The following is a 16,574-nucleotide window of genomic DNA, read 5'->3' as shown; positions in this document are numbered from 1 at the left end:
GGCACTCGCGCGGGTTCAGGCCCCAGGCATGCTGGCTGCCTGCGCCGGGGTGATCGCCTGTTCTCGCGAGGTGCAGGCGCGCGACCGGATGAGAACGGGCGCGCGGGATCAGGCGCCGGCGGCGAGCTCTTTCGCCCGGGCGAGAGCAGCGGCGGCGGCTTCCGTGAACGTCTCAGACAGATGGGCGTCCTGGAGCACGGCGACCGCGCGCTCCGTCGTGCCCTTCGGGCTCGTCACCCGACGGCGCAGCTCGGCGGGGTCCTCCCCCGTCGAGTCCAGCAGGGCGGTCGCGCCGATGAAGGTCTGCTCGGCGAGCAGTCGTGCGTCCGCATCCGCGAACCCCATCTCCCGCGCCGCCGCGGTGAACTGCTCGATGAGCAGGAACACGTAGGCGGGCCCGGAACCCGAGATGGTCGAGAGGGCATCGATCTGCGACTCGGGGACCTCCACCACGGCACCCACCGTCTCGAACAGACGCCGCACCAGGGCCGAGTCCTGCGCCGTCGCCGCCGCCCCCGCCGCCAGTCCCGTCACGCCCTTGCGGATCGTCGACGGGGTGTTGGGCATCGAGCGGATCACGCGCGCCTCCGCGCCGAGGACGTCGGCGAAGGTCTGCAGCGTCACACCGGCGGCGAGGCTGACCACGACCGTCTCCGGGGACAGGTGCGGGGCGATCTCCCGGAGCAGGTCGGGAACCATGGCCGGCTTCACCCCGACCAGCACGACACGGGCCCCGGCGACCGCTTCCGCGTTGCCCTCCGGACACGCGGACAGGGCGATGCTCGTGACGCCGTCGAGACCGGCGAACGCCTCCGCCTTCTCCGGCGTGCGGTTCGTCGCCGTGATCCCTCCGTCCACCGGGACGCCGGAGGCGAGCACGCCGCGGAGGATCGCTCCTCCCATCGAACCGGCACCGAGGAACGCGAGGGACGGGAGCGCATCAGCCATGTCGTCATCCTACGGCGGGCGCTCCTGTGCCGGCCGGGTCGCCGTCCTAGACTCGTCGCATGAGTGCATCCGGAGGCAGCAAGGCCATCGTCGCGGCGTTCCTGGCGAACCTGGGCATCGCCCTCGCGAAGTTCCTCGCGTGGGCACTCTCCGGCTCGGCATCGATGCTCGCCGAGGCGATCCACTCCGTCGCCGACTCGAGCAACCAGCTCCTGCTGATGCTCGGCGGGCGCAAGGCGCAACGCCACGCGGACCGCTCGCACCCGTTCGGCTACGGTCGCGAACGCTACGTGTACGCGTTCGTCGTGTCGATCATCCTCTTCTCGGTCGGCGGGCTCTTCGCGATCTACGAGGGCGTGGAGAAGCTCACCCACCCGCACGAGATCGACCAGACCTGGTGGTGGCTCCCGCTCGTCGTGCTGTTCATCGCGATCGGCCTGGAGTCGTTCTCGCTGCGCACCGCCGTGCGCGAGAGCAACGTCGTCCGCGAGAAGGGGCAGTCCTGGTTCTCCTTCGTCCGGCGGTCCAAGGCGCCGGAGCTTCCGGTCGTCCTCCTCGAAGACGTGGGAGCCCTCACCGGACTCACGTTCGCCCTGCTCGGCGTCGGCCTCACGCTCCTCACCGGCAACCCGGTCTTCGACGCCCTCGGCACGGTGATGATCGGCGTGCTGCTCGTGCTCATCGCGATCGTGCTGGGTGTCGAGACCAAGAGCCTGCTCGTCGGCGAGGGCGCGACCCCCGCCGACCACGACCGGATCGTGGACGCCATCAACGATGGCCCGGAGATCGAGAAGATCATCCACATGAAGACCCTCTACCTGGGGCCGGACGAGCTGATGGTCGCCGCGAAGATCGCCCTCAGTGCCGACAAGCCGCTGCGGGAGGTCGCGGACGACATCAACGAGATCGAGGCCCGCATCCGCGCCGCGGTGCCGGTCGCCCGGGTCGTGTACATCGAGCCGGACGTCTACCGGCCGGCGATCGATCCGGAACCCTCGACGGACGTGTTCGTGCTCAAGTCGTCGGACTGAGCGGTCAGCGACGGTCCTCGAAGAACGCGCGCAGCAGCGCGACGGCGTCGTCCTCGCCGACGCCACCGATGACCTCGGCGCGATAGGGCAGCCGGCGGTCGCGCAGCACGTCGTACATCGATCCCGCCGCCCCGGCCTTGTCGTCCCACGCGCCGAAGACCACGCGGCCGATGCGTGCCTGCAGGATCGCGCCGGCGCACATCACGCAGGGCTCCAGCGTGACGACGAGCGTGCAGCCGTCGAGGTTCCACGACCCGCGGACGGCCGCCGCGGCTCGTATCGCCTCGATCTCGGCATGACCCGTCGGATCATGCGTGGCCTCGCGCGTGTTCCGCCCCTCGGCGACGACCCGCCCGTCGGCATCGAGGACGACCGCCCCCACGGGGATCTCCGCCGCCTCGGCGGCCTCGGCGGCGAGCACGAGCGCGCGCTGCATCGCGAGGCGGTCGGCGGCGGTCATGCTCTCGAGCCTACGGCAGCACCGGGTGGCCGCCAGGGACCGATGTCGTGCGCGGCCGCAGGGCGCATTAGCCTGTATCCATGCGTGTTCACGTCGCCGACCACCCTCTCGTCACCCACAAGCTCTCGGTGCTGCGCGACGCGCGCACCCCCTCGCCCGTCTTCCGACAGCTGACCGAGGAGCTCGTCACCCTCCTCGCATACGAGGCGACCCGGAACGTCAAGGTCACGCCGATCGAGATCACGACGCCGGTCACCACGACCACGGGTGTCAAGATCTCCGAGCCGCGCCCCATCGTCGTGCCGATCCTCCGCGCGGGCCTCGGCATGCTCGAAGGCCTCGTCAAGCTCCTCCCCACGGCCGAGGTCGGGTTCCTCGGCATGGTGCGCGACGAGGAGACCTTCGAGCCGACGACCTACGCGGAGCGCCTGCCCGACGACCTCAGCGACCGTCAGTGCTTCGCGATCGACCCCATGCTCGCGACAGGGGGCTCGCTGGCCGCGGCCATCCAGTTCCTGTTCGACCGCGGCGCGAAGGACGTCACCGCGATCTGCCTGCTGGGCACCCCGGAAGGAGTCGCGGCGATCGAGGCGATGGCCGGCGACCGCGACGTGACCCTCGTCCTCGGAGCCCTCGACGAGCGCCTCGACGAGAAGGGCTACATCGTGCCCGGCCTCGGCGATGCGGGTGACCGCCTGTACGGCACCGTCTGACCCCGCCGGTGCGCTCGGCTCTCGTCAGAGGGTCAGGCGATAGCCGCGTTCCTCGCCGTAGCGCGTGAAGCCGGCCCTCGCGAGGATCGGCGCCGATGTCGCGACGCGGCCCTTGACGAGTGCCGTTCCGGCACCGCGCGCGGCACTCTGTCGCAGGCGCTCCGCGAGCACCGCCCGATAGACACCGCGACCGCGGTCGGCATCGAGCGTGGCCGCTCCCCACAATCGAGCGAACCCGTCGACGATCGTGCACCCACCGGTGCTCACCGCGCGTCCGTGGATGCGCCCGAGGACCCGGAAGCCCTCCCCCGTGCTCAGGGCTGCGGTCAGTTCGTCGAACTCCGCGTCCAGACCGTCCTCGTCCAGCGGCTGCTGCTCCCAGACGGGGACGTTGATCGCATCGACCTCGCGGAGCTGGGCCCTCGTGCGCACGACCTCGGCGGTGACCCCTGGCGGCACGTCGACCGCGGCTCCGGTGGTCGGCCGCGCGAAGACCGTGACGGTGTCGAAGTGCACGGCACCGCGGCACCGGAGCTCATCCTCGAGGTCCGGGGCGTCGGCGGGGTTCGTCCAGAACGTGAACACCGTCTCGCCCCACGCACGGGTGCGCGCCAGCGCTCCGTCCAGCACCTCGGCGGCGGGCCGCGTCGACGTCACCTGCGAGCCGCGGACGCCGCCCCCGAACCGCTCCGGGTAGCGCACGAGGAGCAGCTCGTCGCGCACATGCTCGCTGCCACGGGGGAACCATGCCCACCCGGCGGCGGCGCGGAGCACCTCCGCCTCGGTCGGGGGACCGTCGGCACGCGGTGCGGAGACCGTCGGCGTCATGCGTCCTCCTCTTCGGCAGCACCCACCAGCCGCGCGAAGGCACTGAGTCGTGCGACACCCTCCGGTGTGTACGGCAGGTCATCGAGCAGCGCCGGCGAATGGATGAGGTAGGCCACGACCTGCGCTCGGGAGATCGCGACGTTGAGACGGTTCTGCAGCAGCAGGAACTCCGGGCCCCGCGGGGCATCCCTCCCGCTCGACGCCGCGAGCGACGTGATCGAGACGACCGCTTCCTTGCCCTGGAAGTTGTCGACGGTCCCGACCGGCACACCGGCGAAGCCCGCTGCCGTGAGCGCATCATGCACGAGCTGCCGCTGCGCGTTGTAGGGAGCCACGACGATGATGTCCTCCGGCGTCAGCGGTCGCACGGTACCGGCGGCGCCGTTGTCGCGGAAGGTGCGACCGACGAGGTCGCGGACGATCCGCACGACCTCGGCCGCCTCCTCCGGCGACTGGGTCGCGTTGCCGCGGTGCCGCAGCGGCACCACATGCAGTCCCGGATCGACGCCCTCGACGGCACGCTGCTCCGTCCCCGGCGCAGACGCGAGCTTCCCGGCGTAGGCGAGCTTCGAGACCGGGGCGGCCACGAACGGGTGCATCCGCCAGGACCGGGCGAGGAAGTAGCCGTACTCCGGACGCACGACGGGATCGCCGTCCATCACCCAACCGAGCGCAGAGGTGTCCACCGGCTCCGGGTGGGCGCCCTGGCTGACCTGCGGCAGCTGCTGCGGATCGCCGAGGAGCAACAGCCGCTGCGCACCGGCGGCGACCGCGATGGTCGAGGCGAGGGAGAACTGCCCGGCCTCGTCGATCACGAGGAGGTCGAGCTCTCCCCTGGCGACCCGCTGCGTGTTGCTGAAATCCCACGCGGTGCCACCCACGACGGCCCCGTCCTGCGCATGCTCGGCGAGGAAGGCCGCCATGCCGGTCTTCGGGATCACCGTGTATGCGGGATCCGCGTCCGCGTCCTTCGGGCACTTCGCCACCTGTCCGGGAGCGACGCCGTCGGCGACGACACGCTCGAGGAGCGTCTCGATGATCGCGTGCGACTGGGCGACGACACCGATCCGGAAGCCGTGCTCGTTGACGAGCCGGGCGATCACCTGCGACCCGGTGTAGGTCTTCCCCGTGCCCGGGGGACCCTGCACCGCGACGTAGCTGCGGTCGAGGTCGAGGATGCCGCGCACGATCGCATCGATCGGGTCGTCTCCCGCAGGCGGGAGCCCCGCCCCCGATGCCGTCCGCGGGGGCAGGCGTCGCAGGATGTCGGTCGCCGCGTCCTCGGGGAAGTCCGGGGCGGCCGCGTGCACCGCGTCGGCCCATTCGTCGATCGCCTGCTGCAGAGACACCACCCGCGGCGGCGCGGCAGGTGTGAGCGCGACGGGGAAATCGTCCCAGGTCTGCCCCTGCACGGCGGACTCGGCCACGAGATACCCGTCGTCGAGCACCTCGACGACCGTGACGCCGTGAGGCACGTGCACCGCACGCGACGGCACCTCGGTGTCGAACGGAGCGGGAGCGTCGTACAACGCGAACGGCTGGGCCCCCGGCCCCAGCGTCGTCCCCGGGGAGACTTCCCCGCGGATCTCAAGCTCCCGCGACATCACCCGCCGGCCTTCGCCGATGCTCCAGTCGCGGCGGACACGGGTGCGGGTCGCGTCGACCTTGATCACGTCCCGCGTGCCGTCCCACATCGTGACGGGCTCGCGTAGCCGCTGGAAATGCGATACCCAGAAACTCTTCGCCTCCCGCGGGAAGTAGTCGATCGCGGCCGCCGCGATGCGGTGGACGAGCCCGTCGCCGCCGGCCTGCACCGACCGCTCGGCGTCCCCGAGGAGAGCCAGTGAGCGCGGGGACGGCTCGTAGACGACTTCGTCGGCGTCATCCGGCGGCGCCGGCGTGACGCCCTCCGCGCGCGCGATGTCGATGAGCCAATTGCGCAGCCGCCGGGTCGAGACGCAGTCGTAGCGGTTGTAGTCGGCGAGGTCGGCGAGTACCGCGTCGGCCTCGGCCTGAGCACCCGCTGCCGCGAGCTCGCGTGCCGCGACGTACTGCACGATCGAGTCGTCGCCCTTCTGGACGTCGCTCGTGCGCACGTCCTCCCCCATGTAGAGCGGTTCGAGCTTCTTGATGGAGTACGAGCGCGAACCGACGCGCACGGTACGCAGGACCAGTGGATAGAGGTCGACGAACACGCCCTCGCGGAGCAGCCGGTCGACCTCCCCCTCCCGCACCCCGTGACGGGCGGCCATCGCGACCAGGTGCGATGTCTCATACGGGGCGTAGTGATAGATGTGCATCCCCGGATGCGCGGCGCGACGCACCGCGACGAAGTCGAGGAACGTCTCCAGCGCCCGACGCTCCTCCGCGAACGTGTGCGCCCAGAGCGCGGTGTACTGGTCGGCGTTGTCGACCCAGCCGAACAGATAGTCGATGCCCCACTCCGCCTCGCCGTCGGGCGCGGGTTCGGTGTAGAGCGGGTCGCCCTCGAAGTCGAAGAAGATGTCGCCGTGGCTGGGAACCGGCAGCGTGTGGATCGCCGCGGCGTAGTGCACGTCGTAGGTGGGCGCCCCCTCGGCGTCGGCGCGCAATTGCACCCGGGCCTGCGCGCGGAGATTCTCGAACGTGTCGACGTTCATCCCCTCCGGGGGCTCCGTCGCTGCCGCCAGATCGTCGATCGTGACGATCCCGGTGGCGCGCAGACGCGCCCGTTGCACGGGGCGCATCCGGGCGACCATGAGCAGATCGCGGTGCGCCAGCACCTGCTCCTCGCACGTGGCACAGCGCCCGCAGGCCACCACGCGGAGGTCGCCCCGGTCGTCCCCCCAGGCGAGCGGCAGGCCCGCAACGCCGTCGGCGATCGCACGATCGGCGATGAGGGCGCGGAGGCGTGCCCGGCGGACGCGGAACAGCGGCAGCAGGTCGTCGACGGCATGCGTGCTGACGCTGTTGTCGCCGTGGATGAGGTCGACCTCGTCCGCCCGCGGAATGCCGAGCCGGTCGAGCTGATCGACATATGCCGCGAGCTGCATGAGCGCCGTGACGCGCGCCTTCCGGGCGAGCTTGGAATCCTGCACACGCCAGCGCCCGTCGTGATCCCGACGCAGGAAGTCTGCGAAGCCCACGAACTCGTCGGTCGCGAACGCCGCCTGGAAGACGACCTGCGCATCAGATCTCAGTGCGCGCAGCGTCTGCTCCACGGCGGAGGCCAAGGCCTCCGGATCGCTCGACGACACCTTCGCGATCCGGTGCACCCGCTCCTCGCCGAGCTCTCGGACGTACCGATCGAGCACGTTCTGCTCATGCACGTCCCCCAGCTGCGCGGCGCGTAGCAGCGTCGCGTCCTCGGGCTCCTCGACCGCCGGGACCCGGCCCAGCTTCGCATCGATCGCCCGCGCCCAGGCGAACTCACACTCGGCGGCCGCCTTGAGGTCGCTCGCGCTCCAGATGACTCGCTGCGCCTCCGTGTCGATCCGCACGATTCTCCCGTTCTGTCGGCTGCTTCGACACTATCCGCGGCATCCGACACGGCGAAAAGCGGGCGGTCCCGCGAGGACTCCTCCGCTCAGCGCCACCAGGTGTCGTCGGGCGTCACGGGGAGGTGGCGCTTGTGCTGCGTCGCGAGATACCGCGCCTCGATGCGTCCGGCGACCTCGGGGTCGACCGCACGACCCTCGAGGAAGTCGTCGATCTGCTCGTACGTCAGTCCGAGCTCGTCCTCGTCGGTGCGCCCGGGCTGATCGTCGAGGAGGTCGGCGGTGGGAACCTTGAAGGCCAGACGCTCCGGGGCGTCGAGGAACTGGAGCAGAGAACGCCCTTGCCTCTTCGTGAGCCCCGCGAGCGGGAGGACATCGGCGGCCCCGTCGCCGAACTTCGTGTAGAAGCCGGTGACGGCCTCGGCGGCGTGGTCGGTACCGAGGACGATCAGTCCCTCATGCCCGGCGAGGGCGTACTGGGTGACCATGCGGAGCCGGGCCTTGATGTTGCCGCGGTTGAAGTCGCTGATGTCGCTGGAGACGGCGGACTCGATGTCCTTCTCGACCCCCTCGACGCCGTTCTGGATGTTCACCTCGATCGACGAGTCCGGCGCGATGAACTCCAGCGCGGCCTGCGCGTCGTCCGCGTCGTGCTGCACGCGGTAGGGCAGGCGCACCGCGAGGAAGCTCGCCTCGCCGCCCTCGGCGCGCACGCGCTCGACCGCCAGCTGGGCCAGGCGTCCCGCCAGCGTCGAGTCCTGCCCGCCGGAGATGCCGAGGACGAAGCCCTTGGCTCCCGTGGTGCGCAGGTAGTCGGCGAGGAAGCCGACTCGGCGCTCCACCTCCGCCTCGGGATCGATGTCGGGCCGGACACCCAGGTCTTCCGCGATCTGCTTCTGCAACGACACGTGATCCTCCGCTCATCGGTTGGCTCCAGTATCCCCCCTCCGTGTTTCGTGCGGGTCACACCACCGCGCACCGACGCGGGATCCCGTCCCGACCTGAGAGACTGAAGCGGTGAAGCTCCTCGTCGCCGCCCTCGAGTCCGAACTGTCCGCCTTCCCCGAGGAGCTCGACGGGTTCGACCGTCTGGTCACCGGTCCCGGAAAGCTGCCGGCGACCTACGCGCTGACCCGGGCCCTCGACGCGAAGACCTACGACGAGGTCGTCGTCGTCGGCACCGCGGGTTCCATCGAGAAGGGGCGTCCGTACGCGGTGCACGAGATCGCGACGGCGGTGCAGCACGACGTGATCGACCTCGAGGGGGTCGTCGGGCGGCACGTCTCCCTGCCCGCGCAGGTGAGCACGGGTCGCGACGGCGTGCTCATCGCGACCGGCGACCACTTCGTGGAGGACGCCGAGGTCACCGCTGTGATCCGGCCGATGGGGGCCGCGCTCGTCGACATGGAGACCTACGCGTATATCTGGGTCGCCGGGCAGTTCGGCGTGCCGATCCGCGCCTTCCGCGCCGTCTCCGACCAGGCGGAGGACGGCGCCCTCGCCGACTTCCGCGAGGCGATCGCCCGGTGCAGCATCGAGCTGCGCGAGGTGATCCGTGCCGAGTACGGGGTGTGACCTCAGCGCGTCTCGATGACGCTCGGCCCGTTCGGCAGCGCGCGGACGGTGAGCTGCGCGGGGATCTGCTCCTGCATGGCCTCTACGTGGCTGATCACGCCCACCGTGCGCCCGCCCTGGCGCAGCTCGTCGAGCGTGCGCATTGCGACGTCGAGCGTGTCGCCGTCGAGCGACCCGAATCCCTCGTCGATGAAGAGCGTGTCCAGGCGGATGCCCCCGGCGCGCGCCGTCACGACCTCGGCCAGCCCGAGGGCGAGGGCGAGAGACGTGAGGAACGTCTCACCCCCGGAGAGCGACTGCGGCGGTCGGGTCTGCCCGGTGAACGCGTCCGCGACCACGATGCCCAGCCCGGACGCGGCACCGCGCGCAGCCAGGGCGTCGGAGTGCTGCAGGCGGTAGCGCCCCTCCGACATGTCGTGCAGCCGCCGGTTCGCGGCGTCGACGATCTCCTCGAGCTCGGCGGCGAGCACGAACGTCTCCAGCGTCATCTTGTGGGTGTTGGCCCCGCGTCCGGCGATGGTGTCCGCGAGGTCCTGCAGCACCTCGAACGCCGCGGCATCCTCTGCCGTGCGGGCGTGCTCGTCCTTCGCGGCGTCGATGAGCCCGGCCAGCCGCACGGCGTCACCCGACGCCCTGGTGGCGGCGTCGACGGCGGAGGACCAGGCTGCCCTCGCGTCGAGCGCGGCCCGCTCGGCCGGAGCGAGGTCGATCGGCTCCTCCGGCAGCGTCCGCAGCTCGAGATCGAACAGCAGGGCGCGCTCCTTCTCCCGCTGCACGGCATGATGGGTGATCCGCTGCTCCAGGTCCGCCTGCACCGCCGGTGTGCGCAAAGCTTCCTCTGCCGTGGCGACGTCCGGGAACTCCGAGGCGGCCAGCGCGGCGTCCTGTTCGGCGGTGGCCTCCACCGCCGCCTGATGCCGTCGGGTGCGCTCGGCGGCAGCATCGAGCAGGCGACGCGCCGCCGCGATCTGACCGGCCGCCTCCGCGATCCGCTCCGCGACGGACGGGAAGTCCGCGCGGGCCTCGGCGATCGACGCCTCGGCGGCCTCGTCGCTCTGCGTGAGGAGCGCGAGCTGTTCGCGCGCGGTGGCGAGGGCGGCCTCGTCGCGGACGCGTCGTTCCTCGAGCCGATCCCGCAACCCCGTCAGCTCGACGAGCAGGGCGTCCCGCTGGCGCACGGTCTCCGCTGCCGCGACGGCGTCCGCCGCCGCGGTACGCGCGGCGTCCTGCTCCTGTGCGGCCGTCGCGACGTCCCGGCCCTCGGCCCGTGCGGTGGCGGCGGCGAGTTCGACCTGCAGTCCCGTGCAGGTCGATGCCGCCTCCCGCTCGATGCGCGCGGCCTCGTCACGGCGCTCCTCCGCGCTCGCGACGTCGTCAGCCGACACCGGATCGACGTGGGCGGCGGGGGCCGGATGCTCCCGCGCCCCGCACACCGGGCACGGCTCGGCCGGCACCAGGCCGGAGGCGAGCTCGCCCGCCATGCCGTCCATGCGGCGTCGACGCAGGTCGGCGAGCGCCGTCAGCGCGGCGGCGTGGAGGGTCGTCGCGTCGGCGAGCACCCTGTCCGCGGCCGTGCACTCCTGCTGGAGGCGCTCGACCTCTTCCGCAGCAGTACGCCGGGCCTCCGCTGCCGCACGCGCGTCCTCCAGCGCCGGGAGGCGATCCGCGAGCCGACGGGCTTCGTCGCGTTCCTCCGTGGCAGCGGTGATCCGTGCGGGCAGTGCCGCGCGCTCCGCCTCTCCCTCCGCACAGAGACGCTCTGCCGTGGCGACCGCCTCGGCAGCCGCGGCGCGCTCGGCAGCCCGGAGGGGCCCCTGCGCCTCCAGTTCCGCGGCGCGCTCCCAGACGCCGGATTCCCGCGTGCGGTCCGCGATCCACCCGTCCAGATCGTCCGTCGCGACACCGTACTGCTCCCACGCCGCGCGTGCCGACTCCTCCGCCGCGGCCGCCTCCGTCGCGGCTGCCGTGGCGCGAGCGGCCGCCGCGATCGGCGAACGGAGCGACTCGGCCGCGCGCGCCGCGGCCAGTTCCGCCCTGGCGTGCGCGATCGCCCCCTCTTCGTCGTCGAGACGAGCGAGCGCGGCACGGGCGCGATCCCGTTCGCTCTGCGCCCGCTGCTCCTCGCGCGCGGCCGCCAGCGCCGCATCGGCCGCTTCCGAGCGCTTCTCGGCGTCGAGCCGGTCGGCGGCGCGCCGCTCGGCGCGGTAGTCGGCGCGGGACCGCGCCCGGTCGACCTCGGCGAGCCGGTCAGCGGTGGTCCGCCCCCTCCCTTCCACCGCGATCGCCCCATCGTCTACGCCCTCGGGCCCGAGGTCTGCATCCGTCACGAGGCGCTCCGCCTCGTCCAGCCGTGCGGACACGGTGGCGAGACGCGCGCCGAGTCCCTGCTCGGCGCGGCGACGACGCTCCTCGAACCGCGCCTGCAGGTCTTCGAAGCGCTCCGTGCCGAACAGCCGCCTCAGCAGAGCCTGGCGGTCACGGCTCCCGGCCAGGAGGAACTCGGAGAAGCGATTCTGTGCGAGGAGGATCACCTGCAGGAACTGCTCCCTGCTCAGCTGCAGGATGCCGTCGAGCTCGTGCGCGACGTCGACCGCCCGTGCCGCGCGCCCGACCCATCCGCCCTCGGTGAACTCCTCCAGGGAGACCGCCGCCGCCTGTTTCGTCAGCCCGCCGCCGCGCCGCGCCGGACGGAGGTACTCGGGGGAACGCGTGACCCGGTAACGCCCCGACGGCGTGCTGAACTCGACGATCACCTCGGAGGGGTCGTCCGGCTCGCTGTGGTCGCTGCGGAGTCGTTTCTCGCCGCCGTCGTACCGCGGCACCCCGCCGTAGAGACCGAAACACACCGCATCGAGGATGCTCGATTTCCCCGCGCCGGTCCGACCCGCGATGAGAAAGATCCCGTCGTCGGCGAAAGCGTCGAAGTCGACGGTCTGCCGGGCGCGGAACGGCCCGAAGCCCTCGACCTCCAGACGATGCAGGCGCACTAGACGAGGGCCTCGGCACGCACGCGGTCGTCGAGCACTTCGCGGATCAGCTCGCGTTCGATCTCACTCGCGCCCTGGCCGGCGCGCACATGCTCGAGGAACGCCTCGATCCGGTCGGCATCGGTCACCGCCGCGCGCAGCCGCTCCCCGTAGGAACGGTCGCGGTCCTCGCCGACGACGGCGGGCTGGTGCTGCACCATGGCGCAGTGCGGGAAGACCTCCCGCAGCCGGCGCATGGGCTCCGTCTGCGGCACGGCATCCGTGTACACCGCGCATACCCAGGCATCGGCGTGCGCGGCGATGTTCTCGGCGGAGAGGATCTCCTCGAAGGTGCCGGTGAGGGTGACCAGGCGGCGGGGAACCGGCAGTTCCAGCCACTCGACGCCGGAGAGCCCGTCCGCGTCGAGGTCGACGAGCCAGGAGCCGCGCGGTTTGTGCTGCTCACCGAAGCTGTAGTGCAGCGGGGCACCCGCGTACCGGACGCGTTCGCTCACCTGCTGGCGGCCGTGGATGTGGCCCAGCGCGACGTAGTCCGGCCCGTCGAACGCGCTCAGCGGCACCACGTCGAGTCCTCCCTGCCGCACCTCGCGTTCGAGGCCGTCCGTCGCCTCCACCCCCGCGGCGAAGCAGTGGGCGATCGCGACCGACCGCCCCGCGTGGTCCTGCATGCCCGCGCGCACCAGGGACATCGCGTGGCTCATGGTCTGCGCCTGGGTGCGCAACTGTCGCCCCTCCGCGTCCCCGTCCGGCCAGTACTGGCGGACGATGGCCGGCTCGAGGTACGGGATCCCGAAGAAGTGCACCGGACCGTGGGCGTCGTCGATCGTGACCGGGGTGCCGATTGCGAGGGGGTCGGTGAGGACGTGGATGCCGTCGCGCAGGAGCCGGGCCTGGAACCCCAGGCGTGCGGCGGAGTCGTGGTTGCCGCTGGTGACGACCACCCGCGCGCCGGTCTCGTGCAGCGCGACGAGGGCGTCACCGAGCAGCGTGTAGGCGCCGGCGGCGGGGGTCGCGGAATCGAACACGTCTCCGGCGACGACCACGACGTCGACCTCGTGCTCCTTGACCTGCGCGGTCAGGGCGGCGAGCACCTCGGCGAGCGCATCCATGGTGGAGTTGCCATGGAAGGTCCGGCCGATGTGCCAGTCGGAGGTGTGCAGGATACGCATACCCCCACGGTACGAACCCCCTCGGACATTCCGGCCGAGGCGTGCCGCGCCCGCCGTCTCCCGACGCCCGAGGAAGAGGCGGAAGGTCCCCTGACCCACCCTCGTCGCGACGACCGGCACGTGGTGATGCGAGATGCGCTGTGCACCTTCACCTGTGCGGCGTGCGGGGCTGCGCGATGCGAGATCAGGGCTGCCCTCCGCCCACAGGGGCCGGCTTGCCCCGCCGGCTGAGGGTTGTGCCCGCTCCGTCGCGACTACCGACTTCCGCTCTCCTCCTCGAGGTCGTGCGACCAGTTCGCCTGCTGGATCCGGTTGTCGAGCTCGCGGAGCTCCTGGGCGACGGCGTCCGCCCGCGCCCGCAGCGTGGCGACGGGCAGCGCCGACACCTGCCGCAGCTCCGAGCGCATCTGCCGCAGGTACTGCTCATTGGCCCCCGAGGCCGCGGCCGCCGCCTCCGTGAGCACGGCGTGGCGCAGGCGCAGCACGTCCCGCGCGGCCAGTGCGTCGGTCATCGTCCCGTCCGCGCCGAGGTCGAGGCGGGCGTTGGTGACGTTGATGCGGCGGATGAGGCCCTGCAGCCGGGTCAGCGCGACGTCGGCCTCCTCGACCAACGCCGCCGCGTCCTCCGCCGGCTCCTCGCCCTCCTGGTACCGGGCGTTCGCGACGATGCGCGCTCGCAGCTGCTCGATGCGGCGCTGCAGGTCGGCGCGGGCGGCGAGGGCTTCGGCGAGTCTCATGCCCTCATCCTCGCAGGCCGCCGCCGTCACACTTCGTCATACAGCGGGCGCGTCAGCGCGAGCGGAGCAGATCCGCCTGCTCGGGGTGCGCAGCGAACCATTCCGCGACGTACCAGCAGACGGCGTCGACCTTGCGATCGCCGCGCTCCGCGATGTCGGCCACGGCCCCCTCGACCACCTTTCCCGCGTACCCGTTTCCGCGGAATGCCGGGACCGTGTAGGCGCGGGTGAGGGCGACGGTGCGGCCGTCGTCCCGGTAGTCGAGCACGCTGACGAGCTTCCCGTCGCGCGTGAGCGTGTACCGTGATGCGTCCTTCTCGTCGGTCAGGATGAAGCCGCCGACGGTGTGCGAGATCGTCATCTCCGCCACGTTACGCCCCTCGCGACGCGCCCGGGCGTTTTGACATCGGCCGTCACGTTCCGACATAATCCCCCCATGACCATCAACGCACGCCCTTTGTCCGCCCAGGAGGCGAACGGGACTGCCGGGATGATGATGCCCGGTCGCGTTGACATGTGTTGCCGAATGTGTCGCTGAACGAACAGCCACCCCGCCTGACCTGACTCCTCGCCATCTGCGAGAGCAGCGTCCCGAGCGCACACCCGTGCTCGCTTCCCCGGCTCCGCCGGTCATCGTGCAACGCATCCGAGCCCCTTCCCGTCGGGCTCACGTCCTGAGGACCCATCATCATGTCGAACTCCGCCCTTCTCGAGCGTCCCGCCGTCACCGCCCCCGCCCGCCCCGCCGCCGAGTCGTCGGCGCCGCTGGCCCCGGCCGGCGCCGACCTCCCCGCCGTCCGCTCGCCCCGCGGCTTCGCCCTCTACGTCGGCCTGGACGAGATCAAGGCCGCCGAAGCCGGTGTGAGCCTTCCGCTGCTCGTCGACGCCCTCCGCCGCACGCTGGCCGAGCTCGCGCCCGGCGCCGAGACCCACGCCACCGTCGCCCTCGCCCCGCATGGCTCCGGCGGCCGAGACCTCGACGTCGTGCGTCTCGCCCTGCAGGAGCCCGGCGCGATCGCCCGCACCAAGGCCGCCGCCGAGGAGGAGACCACGCCCGAGGAGTCCGGCGTCACCGTCGACATCTCCCGCAAGCGCGTGCTCATCGACGGCGAGTCCGCGGCCTTCACGTACAAGGAGTTCGAGCTGCTGCAGTACCTCGTCCTCCGCGAGGGCCGCACGATCGAGCGCAGCGAGCTCGTCGCCGCGCTCTGGCAGGCCCAGGACGACGAGACCCCGGGCGAGCGCACGATCGACGTGCACGTGCGCCGGCTGCGGGCGAAGCTCGGCCGCTACGAGGACATCGTCCGCACGGTGCGCGGCATCGGCTACCGCTTCGACCGTCACGCCGACGTCGTCATCCGCTACGGCCACGGCACCCCGTCGCCGGACCGCTTCTGACCCGCTCCCGCTCAACACCGGAGGCCGGTGTCAGGAGCCGCGCGTAGGGTGGGCGCATGACCCTCGCCGCTGCCCCCGCGACGGCGGGCGCCGCCCGCGCGGAGTCTCCGCGGGAGACGACGTACCGCCCGCCGCACCCGCTCGATCTCCGGCGCACCGTCGGCATGCTGCGCCGCGGCGGCACCGATCCGACGATGCTCTTCGACGGCCCCGTCATCTGGCGCGCGGTCCGCACCCCACAGGGTCCGTCGACGTTGGCCCTGCGGATGTCGGGGAACGAGGTCAGGGCGACCGCCTGGGGTCCGGGCGCCGAGCACGCCCTCGCCCTCGTGCCGGCGCTGTGCGGTGCCAGCGACGACCCGACCGGCTTCGACGCCTCACGGCATCCCCTCATCGCGGAGGCCGCCCGGCGGCACCCCGGCATCCGGCTCGCACGGACGGACGAGGTCTTCGATGCCCTCGCCTGCGGCATCCTCGAGCAGAAGGTCACCTCCATGCAGGCCTTCGGTGCCTGGAGGTACCTCGTGTCGCGCTACGGCGACCCGGCGCCGGGGCCGACGCCGCGACCGATGGCCGTCGCCCCCACGGCGGCGCAGTGGCGACGCATCCCGTCCTGGGCGTGGCATCGCGCCGGAGTGGAGCCGCCGCAGTCGAAGACCATTGTGCGGGCCGCGGAGCGCGGCGACCGCATCGCTGCTGCCGTGCGGGCGGCCCCGACCGGCGCTGAGCGTGACCGCGTGCTCACGAGCCTGCCCGGAGTCGGCATCTGGACCGCTGCGGAGACGCGGATCCGCGCCCTCGGCGACCCCGATGCGGTCAGCGTGGGCGACTACCACCTGGCGCACGAGGTCGGGCATGCCCTGACCGGGCACCGCACGGACGATGCCGGCATGATCGAACTGCTGGCCCCGTGGGCCGGCCACCGGCAGCGCGTCATCCGGCTGATCTTCGCGAGCGGCGTCGCCGAGGCACGGCGCGGACCCCGGCTCGCGCCCGAGGACCATCGTCGGCGCTGACCGATCCGTCATCGCCGCGGCCGACGTATGCTGAGCGCATGTCCCGTACCGCCCTGCGCATCTTCGTCACGGTCGGCCTGCTGATCGCCGGCGTCGTCCTCGGCCTCATCTTCCAGAACGTCTGGCTGGGCGTGCTGCTCGCCGCGATCGTGTGGTTCGGCTGGTTCCTCGGCTACGAGTCCCGCCGCGGTCACAACGCGGGCGTGAACGACGAGGACCACGGCGTCGAGCTCTGA

The 16,574-nt window shown here is 72.0% G+C and carries 15 protein-coding genes; 6 read left to right on the top strand and 9 right to left on the bottom strand.

The annotated features are described in order from the left end of the window. Positions 1–108 precede the first annotated feature (108 nt). Positions 109–948 (bottom strand): pyrroline-5-carboxylate reductase, encoded by an 840-nt coding sequence (gene proC, locus KAF39_RS07470; RefSeq protein WP_210676688.1) that lies wholly within the window; start codon positions 946–948, stop codon positions 109–111. Positions 949–1,007: 59 nt separating this feature from the next. On the opposite strand from proC, the gene KAF39_RS07465 reads away from it, so the two are divergent. Next, on the top strand, positions 1,008–1,979 hold the full coding sequence (locus KAF39_RS07465) for a cation diffusion facilitator family transporter (RefSeq protein WP_210676687.1): 972 nt from the start codon (positions 1,008–1,010) through the stop codon (positions 1,977–1,979). A 4-nt stretch (positions 1,980–1,983) separates the two neighbouring features. Here the strand turns inward: KAF39_RS07465 and KAF39_RS07460 are convergent, their stop codons facing one another. After that, positions 1,984–2,439: a nucleoside deaminase gene (locus KAF39_RS07460; protein ID WP_210676686.1), complete on the bottom strand. Its 456-nt coding sequence runs from the start codon at positions 2,437–2,439 to the stop codon at positions 1,984–1,986. A gap of 80 nt (positions 2,440–2,519) precedes the next feature. Here KAF39_RS07460 and upp point away from each other — a divergent pair, with 80 nt between their 5' ends. Next, positions 2,520–3,152 (top strand): uracil phosphoribosyltransferase, encoded by a 633-nt coding sequence (gene upp / locus KAF39_RS07455; protein ID WP_210676685.1) that lies wholly within the window; start codon positions 2,520–2,522, stop codon positions 3,150–3,152. 24 nt (positions 3,153–3,176) lie between these two features. Here the strand turns inward: upp and KAF39_RS07450 are convergent, their stop codons facing one another. From KAF39_RS07450 to nadE, 3 genes are all read right to left on the bottom strand, one after another. After that, entirely contained in the window at positions 3,177–3,980 is an 804-nt protein-coding gene (locus tag KAF39_RS07450) for a GNAT family N-acetyltransferase (protein ID WP_210676684.1), read from the bottom strand. Beyond that, positions 3,977–7,459: a bifunctional RecB family nuclease/DEAD/DEAH box helicase gene (locus KAF39_RS07445; protein ID WP_210676683.1), complete on the bottom strand. Its 3,483-nt coding sequence runs from the start codon at positions 7,457–7,459 to the stop codon at positions 3,977–3,979. The genes KAF39_RS07450 and KAF39_RS07445 overlap by 4 nt, the downstream gene beginning before the upstream one ends. Before the next feature lie 86 nt (positions 7,460–7,545). Continuing rightward, positions 7,546–8,364, bottom strand: coding sequence for an ammonia-dependent NAD(+) synthetase (gene nadE / locus KAF39_RS07440; RefSeq protein WP_210676682.1), 819 nt, complete (start codon positions 8,362–8,364; stop codon positions 7,546–7,548). Positions 8,365–8,473: 109 nt separating this feature from the next. Between nadE and KAF39_RS07435 the strand changes: the two genes are divergently transcribed. After that, positions 8,474–9,031, top strand: a complete 558-nt coding sequence (locus KAF39_RS07435) for a nucleoside phosphorylase (protein ID WP_210676681.1) — start codon at positions 8,474–8,476, stop codon at positions 9,029–9,031. Positions 9,032–9,033: 2 nt separating this feature from the next. On the opposite strand, the gene KAF39_RS07430 is transcribed toward KAF39_RS07435, so the two are convergent. The 4 genes from KAF39_RS07430 to KAF39_RS07415 all read right to left on the bottom strand — a co-directional run bounded on the left by KAF39_RS07430 (position 9,034) and on the right by KAF39_RS07415 (position 14,285). Continuing rightward, the gene (locus tag KAF39_RS07430; RefSeq protein WP_210676680.1) at positions 9,034–12,018 is read right to left on the bottom strand and encodes an AAA family ATPase; all 2,985 of its coding nucleotides are present in this window, start codon (positions 12,016–12,018) and stop codon (positions 9,034–9,036) included. Beyond that, entirely contained in the window at positions 12,018–13,187 is a 1,170-nt protein-coding gene (locus KAF39_RS07425) for an exonuclease SbcCD subunit D C-terminal domain-containing protein (protein ID WP_210676679.1), read from the bottom strand. Before KAF39_RS07425 ends, KAF39_RS07430 begins: the two co-directional genes overlap by 1 nt. A 254-nt stretch (positions 13,188–13,441) precedes the next feature. After that, a complete protein-coding gene (locus KAF39_RS07420; protein WP_210676678.1) occupies positions 13,442–13,924 on the bottom strand; it encodes a DIP1984 family protein in 483 nt (160 codons plus the stop codon). A gap of 52 nt (positions 13,925–13,976) precedes the next feature. Then, positions 13,977–14,285, bottom strand: a complete 309-nt coding sequence (locus tag KAF39_RS07415; protein ID WP_210676677.1) for a GNAT family N-acetyltransferase — start codon at positions 14,283–14,285, stop codon at positions 13,977–13,979. 329 nt (positions 14,286–14,614) lie between these two features. On the opposite strand from KAF39_RS07415, the gene KAF39_RS07410 reads away from it, so the two are divergent. The 3 genes from KAF39_RS07410 to KAF39_RS07400 are packed head-to-tail and all read left to right on the top strand — an operon-like array spanning position 14,615 to position 16,574. Next, complete coding sequence (locus KAF39_RS07410) at positions 14,615–15,322, top strand: winged helix-turn-helix domain-containing protein (protein WP_210676676.1); 708 nt, start codon at positions 14,615–14,617, stop codon at positions 15,320–15,322. A gap of 56 nt (positions 15,323–15,378) precedes the next feature. Then, positions 15,379–16,338, top strand: a complete 960-nt coding sequence (locus tag KAF39_RS07405) for a DNA-3-methyladenine glycosylase (RefSeq protein WP_210676675.1) — start codon at positions 15,379–15,381, stop codon at positions 16,336–16,338. A gap of 38 nt (positions 16,339–16,376) precedes the next feature. Further along, positions 16,377–16,574 (top strand): hypothetical protein, encoded by a 198-nt coding sequence (locus tag KAF39_RS07400; protein ID WP_025104487.1) that lies wholly within the window; start codon positions 16,377–16,379, stop codon positions 16,572–16,574.

This window comes from Microbacterium sp. BLY, from assembly GCF_017939615.1.
Lineage (GTDB): Bacteria > Actinomycetota > Actinomycetes > Actinomycetales > Microbacteriaceae > Microbacterium.
The sequence above is the reverse complement of the archived record's forward strand: the minus strand, read 5'-3'. Positions and strand labels throughout refer to the sequence as shown.

Excerpts from the sequence above, each read along its gene's own strand:
- proC (WP_210676688.1), bottom strand. The coding sequence starts at position 948 with ATGGCTGATGCGCTCCCGTCCCTCGCGTTCCTCGGTGCCGGTTCGATG.
- KAF39_RS07425 (WP_210676679.1), bottom strand. The coding sequence starts at position 13,187 with ATGCGTATCCTGCACACCTCCGACTGGCACATCGGCCGGACCTTCCAT.
- KAF39_RS07420 (WP_210676678.1), bottom strand. The coding sequence starts at position 13,924 with ATGAGACTCGCCGAAGCCCTCGCCGCCCGCGCCGACCTGCAGCGCCGC.
- KAF39_RS07415 (WP_210676677.1), bottom strand. The coding sequence starts at position 14,285 with ATGACGATCTCGCACACCGTCGGCGGCTTCATCCTGACCGACGAGAAG.
- upp (WP_210676685.1), top strand. The coding sequence starts at position 2,520 with ATGCGTGTTCACGTCGCCGACCACCCTCTCGTCACCCACAAGCTCTCG.
- KAF39_RS07465 (WP_210676687.1), top strand. The coding sequence starts at position 1,008 with ATGAGTGCATCCGGAGGCAGCAAGGCCATCGTCGCGGCGTTCCTGGCG.
- KAF39_RS07460 (WP_210676686.1), bottom strand. The coding sequence starts at position 2,439 with ATGACCGCCGCCGACCGCCTCGCGATGCAGCGCGCGCTCGTGCTCGCC.
- KAF39_RS07450 (WP_210676684.1), bottom strand. The coding sequence starts at position 3,980 with ATGACGCCGACGGTCTCCGCACCGCGTGCCGACGGTCCCCCGACCGAG.
- KAF39_RS07400 (WP_025104487.1), top strand. The coding sequence starts at position 16,377 with ATGTCCCGTACCGCCCTGCGCATCTTCGTCACGGTCGGCCTGCTGATC.
- KAF39_RS07405 (WP_210676675.1), top strand. The coding sequence starts at position 15,379 with ATGACCCTCGCCGCTGCCCCCGCGACGGCGGGCGCCGCCCGCGCGGAG.
- KAF39_RS07410 (WP_210676676.1), top strand. The coding sequence starts at position 14,615 with ATGTCGAACTCCGCCCTTCTCGAGCGTCCCGCCGTCACCGCCCCCGCC.